This window comes from Sulfuriferula nivalis, assembly GCF_009937995.1.
GTDB lineage: Bacteria > Pseudomonadota > Gammaproteobacteria > Burkholderiales > Sulfuriferulaceae > Sulfuriferula > Sulfuriferula nivalis.
Genome location: NZ_AP021881.1, coordinates 2550480 through 2562900, shown reverse-complemented (window position 1 = coordinate 2562900; position 12421 = coordinate 2550480). Strand labels below are relative to the sequence as shown.

The 12421-nt window shown below is 47.4% G+C and carries 12 protein-coding genes; 4 read left to right on the top strand and 8 right to left on the bottom strand.

Going from position 1 to position 12421, the window contains the following annotated elements:
* Positions 1-5 precede the first annotated feature (5 nt).
* Positions 6-233 (top strand): hypothetical protein, encoded by a 228-nt coding sequence (locus SFSGTM_RS12600; protein WP_162085458.1) that lies wholly within the window; start codon positions 6-8, stop codon positions 231-233.
* Between the two features lie 4 nt (positions 234-237).
* On the opposite strand, the gene SFSGTM_RS12595 is transcribed toward SFSGTM_RS12600, so the two are convergent.
* Genes SFSGTM_RS12595 through SFSGTM_RS12570 form a run of 6 tightly spaced genes read right to left on the bottom strand, consistent with a single transcriptional unit; the run spans position 238 to position 5647 of the window.
* A complete protein-coding gene (locus tag SFSGTM_RS12595; protein ID WP_162085457.1) occupies positions 238-777 on the bottom strand; it encodes a YaeQ family protein in 540 nt (179 codons plus the stop codon).
* A gap of 5 nt (positions 778-782) precedes the next feature.
* Positions 783-1457: a cytochrome b/b6 domain-containing protein gene (locus SFSGTM_RS12590; protein WP_162085456.1), complete on the bottom strand. Its 675-nt coding sequence runs from the start codon at positions 1455-1457 to the stop codon at positions 783-785.
* Between the two features lie 8 nt (positions 1458-1465).
* Positions 1466-2941, bottom strand: a complete 1476-nt coding sequence (gene ppx / locus SFSGTM_RS12585) for an exopolyphosphatase (RefSeq protein WP_162085455.1) — start codon at positions 2939-2941, stop codon at positions 1466-1468.
* A 16-nt stretch (positions 2942-2957) separates the two neighbouring features.
* Positions 2958-4196 carry a nucleoside recognition domain-containing protein gene (locus SFSGTM_RS12580; protein ID WP_162085454.1) on the bottom strand — a complete coding sequence of 413 codons (1239 nt, stop codon included), beginning with the start codon at positions 4194-4196 and terminating at the stop codon, positions 2958-2960.
* Positions 4197-4198: 2 nt separating this feature from the next.
* Entirely contained in the window at positions 4199-5101 is a 903-nt protein-coding gene (gene ampE, locus SFSGTM_RS12575) for a regulatory signaling modulator protein AmpE (protein WP_162085453.1), read from the bottom strand.
* Positions 5102-5110: 9 nt separating this feature from the next.
* The gene (locus SFSGTM_RS12570; protein WP_162085452.1) at positions 5111-5647 is read right to left on the bottom strand and encodes a hypothetical protein; all 537 of its coding nucleotides are present in this window, start codon (positions 5645-5647) and stop codon (positions 5111-5113) included.
* 101 nt (positions 5648-5748) lie between these two features.
* Between SFSGTM_RS12570 and SFSGTM_RS12565 the strand changes: the two genes are divergently transcribed.
* Positions 5749-6702, top strand: coding sequence for an MBL fold metallo-hydrolase (locus SFSGTM_RS12565; RefSeq protein ID WP_162085451.1), 954 nt, complete (start codon positions 5749-5751; stop codon positions 6700-6702).
* Positions 6699-7529, top strand: coding sequence for a secretin GspD/PilQ domain-containing protein (locus SFSGTM_RS12560; protein WP_162085450.1), 831 nt, complete (start codon positions 6699-6701; stop codon positions 7527-7529). The genes SFSGTM_RS12565 and SFSGTM_RS12560 overlap by 4 nt, the downstream gene beginning before the upstream one ends.
* Before the next feature lie 13 nt (positions 7530-7542).
* On the opposite strand, the gene SFSGTM_RS12555 is transcribed toward SFSGTM_RS12560, so the two are convergent.
* Positions 7543-8352 (bottom strand): prohibitin family protein, encoded by an 810-nt coding sequence (locus SFSGTM_RS12555; RefSeq protein WP_162085449.1) that lies wholly within the window; start codon positions 8350-8352, stop codon positions 7543-7545.
* 137 nt (positions 8353-8489) lie between these two features.
* The gene (locus SFSGTM_RS12550; protein ID WP_162085448.1) at positions 8490-10352 is read right to left on the bottom strand and encodes a DUF3857 domain-containing transglutaminase family protein; all 1863 of its coding nucleotides are present in this window, start codon (positions 10350-10352) and stop codon (positions 8490-8492) included.
* Positions 10353-10665: 313 nt separating this feature from the next.
* Here SFSGTM_RS12550 and SFSGTM_RS12545 point away from each other — a divergent pair, with 313 nt between their 5' ends.
* On the top strand, positions 10666-12375 hold the full coding sequence (locus SFSGTM_RS12545; RefSeq protein ID WP_162085447.1) for an SEL1-like repeat protein: 1710 nt from the start codon (positions 10666-10668) through the stop codon (positions 12373-12375).
* The last annotated feature ends 46 nt before the right edge of the window (positions 12376-12421 follow it).

The following is a 12421-nucleotide window of genomic DNA, read 5'->3' as shown; positions in this document are numbered from 1 at the left end:
TCGTAATGCTGAGCCTGTTGCTCTCAACCATCGCGTTTTTTGCGGCGGCATTCTGGATTAAACGCTATCTCGACGAAAACGACATTAATCACGGTATGACCCGCAATATTGTCGTTTTTGTTTTTGCTACCGTGGTGTCTTTGCTGGTGTCAGCGGTGGTTGATAAGTTTGATGATCACCCCGTTGACCAAACAGCTCAAATCAAAAATGTGGTTAAGCTGTTGGCACAATAAGCTACTACGCTTTAACCGCAACTAACTCTACCTCTACAGTTTCCGCCTGATTGCTTAACCATATTTGCGCTTCTTGCATGGTAAATGTCAGCTGCATGTTGCGTTCAGCCAGCTTGGCGAGTGCGCGTGTGGTTTCTGGCGGCAGGCTGTAAACAGTTAAATTATCGAGCTTGTTCAGTTTGCTGCTGGCTTGTTCCCACCACATATCAGCAGTGCGTCCGCCATAATTGTAGATATAAACCTGATCTGCTCGACCACAGGCGCGACGCACCAGTTTTTCGTCGGGTAAGCCGACATTGATCCAGGTGGCAATCGCCCCCGTTAAATCTTTGTGCCATAAGTCTGGCTCATCTTCTACACAGATACCATTGGCAAAACTGAGCGCATCATTGGCATGAAGTGCAAAAGCCAGCAGGCGCATCATCATGCGTTCATCGGTTTCGGATGGATGGCGGGCAAGTGTCAACGCGTGATCCTGATAATAATGCTGATCCATATTGGAGATTTGCAGCGCAGCTTTGAAAATGGTGGATTTGAGTGCCATATTGTTTAGCTGTAAATGACCAGCGCGGCAACACAGGCTGCGGCAATGGCTAACACCAGTATGGCGCGGAAATTGCTGACGAAATACAGGCCGCTGGTGTTGAGGGTGTTGGGTAAGGTTTTGTAACCTGTGATCATGGCGATAATCAGGTTGCTGTGTTTGTAGAAACGATAGAAAAATACAGCTGCAATATGCAGGCCGACAATAGTGATCAGGAAATTAAATATGGTGCCATGAATGCCGCTGATCGTATCGCTCAAGTCCCCGCTGATGTAGTGCGCGAGTGGGCCACTATCCAGTAAATCATTATTGGAAAACAGTCCGGTGATCATCTGTGCTGCCAGTAATGTGAGCATGATAATAACCGCCCAGCCACCGACTGGATTATGGCCTATATTGTCATTGGGACGGGGCTTGAGTAATGTACGTGCATAAGCTTTAGTGGCGTGTACTCCGGACCAGAAATGGCTGAATCGTGCTGTGCTGCCACCAACGAATCCCCAAAGTACACGGAATATGAGCAGTGTGAGCAGGGTATAACCCGCGTAAAAATGGATTTGCATGGCGTCGTCAAAAAGTTCGACACTTCCCCATGAGACGGCAAAGCAGAGTACCAGACTCCAGTGAAATAAACGCGTGGGCAAATCCCAGACTTTGATTTTTTGATTGGTCGTATTCATAGTGATGTTTAGATAGCGTTGATAGTGAATTTATAGCCTATTTGTTTCCAGCTTCGACTTTCATCGGTGAGTGCGGCTGCAGTCAGTGGATTGCTGTTAAGCCAGTTGTGGGTAAGCGTGAGTTGTGCGCTATTGTCGTTGAGCTTTAGTGCCAGTTCACTCAAACTCAGATTGGCACGACTGCGGTAACACAAAATAGCCAAACGTAAAATTAGTACTAGTGGTTTGAGTGTATCAGGCAGGCTGGGTGTCAGTTTATCCATTCCGCCACGTTGAGCACGTACCAGCAGCGCAATACGTGCCTGATCCTTTTGCGAAAATCCTGGCATGTCGGCGTTGGCGAGTATATAAGCACCATGTTTATGATAGCCGGCATGGGCTATGGAAATGCCGATTTCATGCAGTTGTGCCGCCCAGATCAGATAAGGTTTCAGTGCTTCGGCATCAGTGAGCTGGGGCGCAATCTGATTAAATAGCTGGGTGGCAAAGTCACTCACACGCCGTGCCTGTTTGCTATCAACATGATAGCGGCGCATGAATTGGGTGACGGTCGCCGCGCGCATGTCTTTATGGTGGAATCGTCCCAGCAAATCGTATAGTACGCCTTCACGCAATGCACCATCTGCGATGGTCATTTGGGTAATGCCGAATTCGGCGAATATGCCCGCCATGACCGCAACGCCACCTGCAAAAACTGGTTTGCGATCGGACTTCATCCCCGCGAGTTCAATTTTGGCAAGGTCGCCGACCATGATCATGTGCTCACAAAGTTTAGCCAAGCCCTCGCTGCTAATCCCTTGTTCTGCCCAGCCATTTTGAACTAATACATCACTGATGACCCGTGCCGTGCCACTGGAGCCAACGGCTTCATGCCATTTCCCTGTGTAATTTGCGGCTATGGTCTGGGCTTCGGTGCGAGCAGTGAGGATGGCAAGATCCATGTTTTTTTTGCTGATTTTGCCGTCTATGAAAAAACGCTGGGTAAAGTTGACGCAGCCGAGATGCAGGCTTTCCATCAACTGCGGATTCATGCCTACGCCAATGACGCATTCAGTCGAGCCGCCACCAATATCAATAATCATGCGTGGATGATCGGCAGCAGGCAGGCTATGTGCTACACCGATATAGACCAGACGTGCTTCTTCACGGCCGGCAATAATTTCTATTGGATAGCCAAGGATAGCTTCTGCCTGTTGCAGAAATGCATCAGTGTTTTCGGCGACACGTAAGGCGCTGGTGCCCACACAACGAACTGCGCCTTGCGGTAAGTCGCGTAATCTTTCGCTAAATCGAGCCAGACAGGCCAAGCCACGAGCCTGTGAGGCGTCGTCCAGTAACTTGTCTGCGCCTATGCCTGCAGTCAGACGTACAGGTTCTTTGAGTACGTCCAGCGGGTAAATTTGGTCATCAACAACGCGTGCAACCTGGAGTTTGAAACTGTTGGAACCAAGATCTACGGCAGCGAGGGTGGTATATTCATTCATAATTAACAGCGGGTGTTTAGCTTAGTGCACCAAAAAATAAATAGGTAATAGCAATTGCGGCAATTAATCCGCCTAAGTCAGCGATTAGACCACAAGCGACGGCATGACGCACGCGCTGTATGCCGACAGCGCCAAAATAAACTGCGACTACATAGAACGTGGTTTCTGTGCTGCCCTGGATGACGGACGCCAGTCTGCCTGCAAAAGAGTCGGCACCGAAGGTATGCATGGTATCTATCATCATTGCGCGTGAGCCGCTGCCTGATAATGGCTTCATTAATGCGGTCGGCAGTGCATCGACAAAGCGCGCATCCCAGCCCAGCCAGAGAACGGTGTGGCGTAAGCCTTGCATGACTAACTCCAATGCGCCACTGGCACGAAACACGGCAATCGCAACCAGCATGGCGACAAGGTAAGGGATGATGGTGACAGCAGTATGAAAACCGTCTTTCGCGCCTTCGACAAAAGCCTCGTAGGCATTGACACGTTTAAATGCTGCACCTGCGATGAAGCTGATGATTAAACTGAATAACAGCAGATTACTGATCAGGCTGGATTGTCGTAGCATTTCTGTTGTTGGTAACTGGGCAAAATAAGCAACCAGTCCGAACACCAGTGCACTAATTGCACCTAAATAAGCCAGTACGACTTTATCCCATAAGTTAATACGCTGGAAAAAAGCGGTTGCCAATAACCCAGCCATGGTTGAGCAATAGGTAGCGATGAGGATGGGGATGAACACATCGGTCGGGTCATGCGCACCTGCTTGCGCACGGTAGGTGAAAATGGTGACGGGGAGCAGAGTGACTGATGAGGCGTTGATGACCAGAAATAGTATCTGTGCATCGGAAGCGGTTTTTTTGTCAGGATTCAGTGTTTGCAGTTCCTGCATGGCTTTAATTCCCATGGGTGTAGCGGCGTTGTCCAGCCCCAGCATATTGGCTGCCATATTCATGGTGATCGCGCCTAGCGCAGGATGGTGGGCAGGGACATCTGGAAACAGGCGGCGGAAAAGCGGCGTCATCAGCCAGGTCAGGCTTTGTAAAAATCCGGCCTTTTCGCCTACGCGCATGATGCCTAACCATAGCGCCATGATGCCGATTAAGCCTAGCGAAATTTCGACTGCATTCTTTGCGGCAGTAAACACCGCCTGCATGATAAGGGCGTAGCTGTCAGCTTGACCATAGATTAACCAATTGACACTGGCAAAAACAAACGCAACTAAAAAAAATCCTGCCCAAATCAGATTGAGCATGTTCAGTGTGCCAGTTTGGCTAGTGCAAAGAAAAACAGCAGTAACAGCCATATGGTCAGTGCCCGCCAGACAAGACTGATAGCGCTATTGATATCTGTTGCTTCGGGAGGCTTGCCCAGACCTAATTCGGGGCGCCAGGTTTCACCCTGCTGGTGCTGTATTTTGCCGCCGAGCTTAATTTCCATGGCGCCGGCCGCACTGGCGAGCACAATGCCTATGCCGTGATTAGCCCAGTCTGCAGCCTGGCTGCGCCAGCAATAAACTGCATCTTCAAAATCGCCTGCAATGGCAAAGGTAAGCGCTGTCAGGCGAGCGGGCAGGGCATCTAATACCTGGCTGACACGTTGAGAGAATTGCGCGAATTCACCCATTTGGTTGGGTTGCCAGGTGTGTGCAAGATGATGGCTAAGGCGATATAACAGTGCGCCTACAGGTCCCAGTGGCGCCAGCAGAATAAACCAGAACAATATGCCAAATAAATAGTGCAATGCATCACTGAATAAGCATTCTATGGTCACGCGGGCAAGTCCGTGAGTCGTCTCGGGTATCTCATGATGGTTAACTGAGTATTGCGTTTGCGCTTTTGGGAGGTCGTTGTGATTAAGTGCCTGAGCAATAGTGGATGCTGGTGTCGTGACCGATTTGAAGCGTATGCAGCTGTAAAGTACGGCAATTTGCCAGAGCCAGCCCAGCCAGGCACTGATGGAGGTCAATGTGAAAAATATCAGGCTGGTGATGGTTAATAACGGTAATACAGCAACTAACCAGGCAATCACACCATGCTGGTGGGTGCCCGCGTTGAGGAGATGTGCCAGCGTCTGGAGCGGGCGTGTCAGCCAGCGTGTCCAGGATGACTGCAAGGGGCGAAAGTGTTCAAGTAAAATCGCGGCGAGGATTGCAGTCATAGTATTGAGTTAGTAAGGGATGTCCACGGTTAAAGTGCCCATCTCATTGATGCTGGTTCCGGCTGTGTAAATCTCCACACTGGGCATTTGGATGTCTTTGCCGAGAGGCTTGAGGTAATCGTGCAGTCCCTGATAAGCGATGCTGGGGGCTAACATCAGGCTTGCCTTGGCGCTGGCACGCAGTACCTGACGGCGTGGCAGCGTGTCAGTGAGTAAGGGTTGTCTGACTACGGTATTCATGGGTAATAAATAACCTACACGCGCATGTTGATCATGCTTTTTGGTGGTGCGTGGATCAGCATAGAGTATGGTGAGAAATTTGCCAGGTTTGATATTTTGTGCGATTAGGGCGGAGTACACTTTCTGTTGGGTGTCACCCAGATTGCCATAATCACCATAATATTCAGTATAGGCATAATACAGCGGTTCACTTTCGGTTTCGGTAATTGTCGCGTGGCTGAATCCGCCCCACCACCAAATGATGAGAACGATAGGGAAAATAAAAGCTAATAAGAAAGCGATCCAGTTTTTCTTGATAAATTGCATAATGCGTGTTCGAAGTTAGTAATGTCAGTTGGTGTGAAGATACCATATTCAGGCACCCATTGTCGCGGTACTATGAGACTGCTATAACAAATAGGAGGGTGATGATGTATAAATTGATCTTGGTTTTATTGCTTATGTGGGTGAGTTTTGCGCAGGCTGAGGATTACGCTGCAGTGAGTGTGCACATGACCCCCATCAAAGTTGGCAAGCACAGTTATTATGTTCAGGGCATGGCTGGCGCCGCGTCGTCAGAGAATCAAGGTTATATGTCAAATGCTGGATTTGTGGTGACGCCAGCCGGTGTAGTGGTATTTGATACGCTGGGTACACCTTCATTGGCAGCAGAACTGGTCAGACAAATTCATAAAATAACGCCGTTGCCGATTAAGTACGTCATTATCAGTCATTATCATGCCGACCATTATTACGGTTTACAGGTATTTAAGGCCTTGGGTGCTGAAAGTTGGGCACACAAGAATGGTCAGGGTGCGATAGATACCGATGCGGCGGCTGAACGTTTGGCACAGCGTCGTGTGACTTTATTCCCTTGGGTTGATGAGCAAACCAAGCTGTTGCCTGCTGATAAATGGCTAGACGGTGATACGGATTTTAAACTGGGAGGCGTGCATTTCAAATTGCGTTATGTTGGTCCTGCGCATAGTGCGGAGGATATGGCAATGCTGGTGCAGGAAGATGGCGTGTTGTATACGGGTGATGTCGTGTTCCGTGGGCGCATTCCGTTTGTGGGGGACGCGGATAGTAAATTATGGTTAGGTTCATTGAATAAGCTTATTGTTCTTAAACCCAGAGTAATGATACCTGGACATGGTACTGCATCGCTTAAATCTTCCCGTGATTTGAAATTTACGCGTGAATATCTGGAATATTTACGTAAAACAATGGGGCAGGCAGTAGCGGATTTAGTGCCGTTCGACGAGGCTTATGCTAAAACGGACTGGAAAAAATATGCCAGCATGCCAGCATTTGTGCAGGCGAATCGGGCAAATGCTTACAACACTTATTTGCTCATGGAAAAAGAGTCCTTAAACCAATGAAATTATTATTGCTGGTTTTGCTGATAAGCGTGAGTCTGGCGCATGCCGATGAAATCGAAGTGCTGCAATTGCAGAACCGCAGTATCAACGAAGTGTTGCCGGTATTGCAGCCCTTGCTGGAGCCGGGTGGCACGTTGACGGGTATGGACGATCAGCTGATCTTGCGTGCATCGGCTAAAAATCGTGCGCAAATTAAAGCAGTATTGGCGCGTATCGATCAGGCGCCACGCCAATTGGTGATTTATGTGCGCCAGCATATGGATCAGCAGCAGCAAAATCGTGGCATCAATGTTAATGGGCGGGTCGGCGTGGGTGGTGTTAGCGTCACCGTACCCAACCACCAACGCCCAAGCGCACGGTTAAGTGATGGTGGCGTCAATCTGGATGTGCAAAACAGTCAGCACAATAGCCAAGAAGCTGCAGACCAGATGGTGCGTGTCATCGATGGTGGGGCGGCATATATTAATGCGGGCGTGTCAGTGCCTATGGTGATGCAAAGTATTCAGTATGGCGTGAATGGCGCCATCGTTTCTACTGCCACCGTTTATCAAGACCTGGGCTCAGGCTTCTATGCCACGCCACGCTTAACCGGCGAGCGTGTCACCTTGGACATCAGTCCGCAACAAACCAGTGTGCAGGCTGGGCAATATGGTAACCGCAACGTCCAGCGCCTCACTACCACCGTACAAACCAGACTGGGCGAGTGGGTACAAATCGGCGGTACTGACAGTAATAATACCCAGTCAACTGGCCAATTATTAGGTACTGGCAGCGAGTCACAGCAAAGTCAGCGCGGAGTATGGTTGAAGGTGGAAGTGGCAGATTGATTGGTGTCTTATTCTACTTGTTACCCGAGGACATGGTGCTTATTGAACCTATCATTGGAATGACGCCATTGCCACCCACCACTTGTGGTAAAACACCGTTCCATTTAGCGACCGCCTGCTGTTGAATAATCTCGGGAGTAATGGTCGATTGTAGTAGTTTTTGTGCCTTGGATTGCGCCTCGGCTTCAACTACCCGCTGTTCAGCAACAACTTGTGCTTTTTGTAAATCATATTGCGCCTGTTGGGCATGTTGCTGTGCAACTTGTTTCTGCTCAATTGCTTGCGCGAATTGTGGACTAAATTTGAAATCGATAATATTTGCAGAGTCCACTACGATTCTATACTGCTTCAACGAGCTCATAATTTGATCTTCGATCTGACCACGAACTTTATCTCGGTGAATAATTAAATCTTCAGCATTGTACAAAGCGGTAACGGCTTTAACGGAATTGCTGATGGTTGGTTTGATAATTTTGGCAATTAATGCATCTTCATTACCTACATTCTGGTAAACCCACTCTGCATCAGCGGGTAAGATATGCCAGTTCGTAGCGACGGTCGTTGTTACATCTTGTAAATCCAGACTGGCTGATGTCTCTGCGGCTTGTGAATTCTGAACTTGCACATTTAGTTTAACAACTCGTTGCGCTATCGGCATCTTAATATGCAGCCCGGGATTAAGTACGCCCGGTTGTACAGCACCCCAGGTCATGAGTACACCTCGTTCACCTGCACCAACCTGTACAAATATATCTAAAACAAAAATTAGTATGGCTATACAAGCCATGATTATGACTACGCCATAAGCACTTAATTTATTCATTGTTATCCCCGTTTATCTTGATTTTTAACAGCATTACTTTATGATTTTAAAGACTAAGATCCATACCTAAACTAATCGTTGTGAATCTTCTTTGCTCTGTCATTCATATATATCAATGACATGCGACTTTTCCAAGCTTATTTGTATAACACTTGAGCCTTCATGTTTTGCCAAGCCTGGATGGCGAGTTTCTTCTCCGCATTAGACTTTTCTGCTGTGCATACATTGTCAGGAGTTTGGTCATCTAAGCTACGTTTGACAATAAGCGTATTGCCTTGCAATCGATAACTGGCATGGTAGCTGAGTGCATTGTTGGTGATATTGATATTGTCTGGTATCGCAAGTATTTTCATGTCCTTGGGAAATTGGTAGCTATAGGTTTCTTCGCTATATCCACTCACACATGCTGTGGGAATGTTGTCTTCGTATGCAATGGCGGAACGTAAAAAATCCTGTATAGGTGCGGCGCTAATAAAGAGTGGATATATATTAAATGCACCGCTACCCGGGCGCTGTACGAATTGATCTAAGTTCATCTGTACCAGGTAATGGTAATGATTGGCTAATGTTTCGGTATCGTAAAGGTTGATAGTACCATTTGCACTATAGCCACTGCTTTTGTATATGTTTTTGACCAAATCAGTTTGTTGATCCTTGTTTAAACGGCGGAAACGTTCTCTATTGCTGACTGCAAACAATCCCGTTGCCGATATGCTGAAATTGTCAGTTACGCTACCATCGGAATGAATAATGAGCTGGCTTTTCATGATTTGGCTGTTGCTACCTACCGGTGTGGCTGGTGTACGCGTGCCATCCTTATACCCTGTGGTCAGCAAGGTGGGCTTGTCACTTATACTAAATGGCAGCATTCCATAAGGCGTGGAATCCGAAGTTGAATCCAAATAAAGATGGAGGTCAGGTAAGTAGTTAATTACATGATTAACCATGGATACCACGGGGATTTTTGGTAGATTGTAGGTAGATCCTGAGTTGATCAATGCCTGGGTGCTGGCAATGCCTTTGGCAGCCAATAGCGCCTGCAGCAGTGTGGCGTGGTCTTTACAGTCGCCCATACGATTGTCGAGTATAAAACCCGTATCATGCGGAACGACAGCACCTACCCCAATACAATTACCTGCATAACTAATGTGAGTTGCGACCCACTCATACAAGGTGCGAGCTTGATCGGAAGGCGTTTTCTGGTTTTTGGTCAGTTCATCTGCTAGTTTTTGTATACGTTCAGTAACTGCCGCTTTAGGTAATGCTCTAATGCCATAAGCATGGGCAATCTCAGCATAGGTTTTAAAGGTAGAAATGCTGTATCCGGGATCTTGCTCGACGTCATAGACTGAATAGTCGCGTCGTTTGCTTAAGATGGGTGACTTGTTCTGGTATGTCCACACTAGCGTTTTGCGTCCAGCGGCTTCACTGTTTTCCACAGTTTGCATTTGTCGTGCTTCGTAATTCAAATTTAATGAGGTAGGGTAGTCCAGTCGTATGCGAATATCATCGTAAGCGATATTTTTGGGGTAATACGCCATTTCTGAGAATTGCCCAGGAAACATGGCCTCGGTTTGCGTAATTTTGTATACCAGACCGACTGTGTCACCCGTAGCAACATCTGGGAAAACGACTGTGAGTGTTGCCAAGTCGGAAAAAACTGGTGCGTCATGATCTTTACCGCTATTGGTCTCGAGTTGATAATTGGATTTTGGTGCATCGATACGACGCCCGTCGGCCTTGATGGTGTATGCCGATATGACATCGGTTTTCTGAATGCTGGTGCTATAAGTAATGGATGTGCTTTTGGCATCAGCGACTGCGTTTTCTTTTAATATTTTCATTGCCCAATCATGGGTTTCTATATGAGAGCCATCTGCATTGAGCTGGTAGTCTACATAATCATGTGTGTAGCGTGTCTGTATATCCGGGGCATCATCGGCGTAGGCGTGTACTGCTGTTGATAGTAAAATGATGAGGCTGAGCAAGCGTGCTTTCAATTGAGTATCCCTTGGAGTTTATTATTTTGAATAATGGTTTTGGTCACTTGGTGTGACTTTATTTTGCTGAAATATTATTTAAATACTTACGTAATTGTTTGGTACAGACTAAAACTGTATTTATAGTGCTATTATTTTTTATATATGATTTGCCGTATTGCTGTAATAACTGTACATGATAATTATTTGAAAGTCATGAAAATTAAGCTCGAATCATCACGTATTGTGATTGTGCGTTTTAGTCATCCGTATTGTTCTCATTGCCTGAGTAAACGGCCATTTAATTGAGGTTGTAATCGTGTGGATTGATACAATGTGCTCAAAAAAATATTACTTAGTTTTTTTGCTTACTATCGCCGTATTCAGCACTAGCCTGGCCGCTGACTTAACCGATATTTCATTGACGGTACAGCAAGCTGCATTGGGTAATAAGTTAGCATTACAACAGTTGCAACTATCAGCTAGTCAAGGGATGCCTTCTGCTCAATTCGCACTAGGTTTGTTGTATGAACAAGGTCGAGGATTGCCGCAAAATGATAGCAATGCCATTTCGTGGTATCAACGGGCCGCGGATCAAGGCGATGCACAAGCGCAAACCAATCTGGGATACATGCATGCCAATGGTAAAGGCGTACCGCAGAGTTATGCCTCGGCGTTGCGCTGGTACGAAAAAGCGGCTGAGCAAGGGAATGTGCAGGCGTTATATACCTTGGGTTATTTTTATGAAACAGGTAAAGGTGTGCCTGTCAGTAATAGCAGCGCAGTTCAGTATTACCGTGCCGCTGCTGAGCAAGGTTATGCTAACGCACAATATAAACTGGGCACTATGTATGGTGCTGGTAAGGGATTGGCGCAGGATGATGATGCGGCACAGATGTGGATGTTGCGATCCGCTAATCAGGGTCTGGCTGTCGCCCAATTTACCTTGGGCTTGATGTACGTCAATGGACAAGGCGTCACTCAAAATTATGATACAGCCGCGCAATGGTTCCGGCAGGCCGCTAATCAGGGGTACGCACAGGCACAGGAAAACTTGGGTTACATGTATGCTAATGGAACATTGGGCAAACCTGACTACCCTACGGCGATCAGTTGGCTAAAAAAGGCAGCTGAACAAGGTAATGCACAAGCGCAGACTAATCTTGGTTATATGTATGCCAATGCGCAAGGCGTCCCACAAGATTTCACCATTGCATCTCAACTATATGAAAAAGCGGCAACGCAGGGTAATGCCATTGCACAATACAATCTTGGCACACTTTATACGTATGGACAGGGCGTTACGCAGGATTATGCTATTGCACGTGCATGGCTGGAAAAGTCCGCCCAGCTTGGTAATAGCGATGCGCAGGCCAGCTTGGGGTACATGGCATATTATGGTCAGGGTGGCGCACAAGATTATCCGCTGGCGTTGCGTTGTTTCCAGCAGGCTGCTGACCGCGGCGACATGCTCGCACAATATCAGCTGGCTTATATGTACGACCACGCCCAAGGCGTCGCGACAGACTATGAATTTGCTGAACGTTACTATCAACTGTCTGCCAAGCAGGGCTATGCGCCCGCGCAATACAGTTTGGGTTTAATGTATGCTCAAGGGCATGGTGTCAAACTTAACTATCTGGAAGCGATACGCTATTACCAGCAAGCCGCTAAGCAAGGTCATGCAATGGCGCAATATCAATTAGGTAATATTTATGCTCTTGGCATGGGTATCCCGGAAGATATTCACCTCGGATTAGATTATTACGTCAAATCGGCAGATCAGGGCAATATGCCTGCCTTCATGAGTCTGGCCGGCTTATATGAACAAGGCGAGCAAATTCCACAAAATATAGTAATAGCTTATGCACTATACAATGCAGCAGCCATGATCGAGGCGGCACCCGCACATCAGGCTGCGGATAGTCGAGAAAAACTGGGTAAGCAACTTACCGCCGCACAGGTGACTGAAGCCAAAACCCTGACACGTAACATGCTTAATAACAATGTTGGCCTGGCAAAGGTGTTGCAGTTGGGAAACTGATAGTTATAGAAAGGGTATGACGCGCCCCATCTGTTTAGTTAAAGTG

What these genes read in the sequence shown, in the direction of transcription:
- SFSGTM_RS12595 (WP_162085457.1), bottom strand. Translation starts at nt 777, where the DNA reads ATGGCACTCAAATCCACCATTTTCAAAGCTGCGCTGCAAATCTCCAAT.
- ampE (WP_162085453.1), bottom strand. Translation starts at nt 5,101, where the DNA reads ATGACTGCAATCCTCGCCGCGATTTTACTTGAACACTTTCGCCCCTTG.
- SFSGTM_RS12545 (WP_162085447.1), top strand. Translation starts at nt 10,666, where the DNA reads ATGTGCTCAAAAAAATATTACTTAGTTTTTTTGCTTACTATCGCCGTA.
- ppx (WP_162085455.1), bottom strand. Translation starts at nt 2,941, where the DNA reads ATGAATGAATATACCACCCTCGCTGCCGTAGATCTTGGTTCCAACAGT.
- SFSGTM_RS12565 (WP_162085451.1), top strand. Translation starts at nt 5,749, where the DNA reads ATGATGTATAAATTGATCTTGGTTTTATTGCTTATGTGGGTGAGTTTT.
- SFSGTM_RS12560 (WP_162085450.1), top strand. Translation starts at nt 6,699, where the DNA reads ATGAAATTATTATTGCTGGTTTTGCTGATAAGCGTGAGTCTGGCGCAT.
- SFSGTM_RS12580 (WP_162085454.1), bottom strand. Translation starts at nt 4,196, where the DNA reads ATGCTCAATCTGATTTGGGCAGGATTTTTTTTAGTTGCGTTTGTTTTT.
- SFSGTM_RS12600 (WP_162085458.1), top strand. Translation starts at nt 6, where the DNA reads ATGCTGAGCCTGTTGCTCTCAACCATCGCGTTTTTTGCGGCGGCATTC.
- SFSGTM_RS12590 (WP_162085456.1), bottom strand. Translation starts at nt 1,457, where the DNA reads ATGAATACGACCAATCAAAAAATCAAAGTCTGGGATTTGCCCACGCGT.
- SFSGTM_RS12570 (WP_162085452.1), bottom strand. Translation starts at nt 5,647, where the DNA reads ATGCAATTTATCAAGAAAAACTGGATCGCTTTCTTATTAGCTTTTATT.
- SFSGTM_RS12555 (WP_162085449.1), bottom strand. Translation starts at nt 8,352, where the DNA reads ATGAATAAATTAAGTGCTTATGGCGTAGTCATAATCATGGCTTGTATA.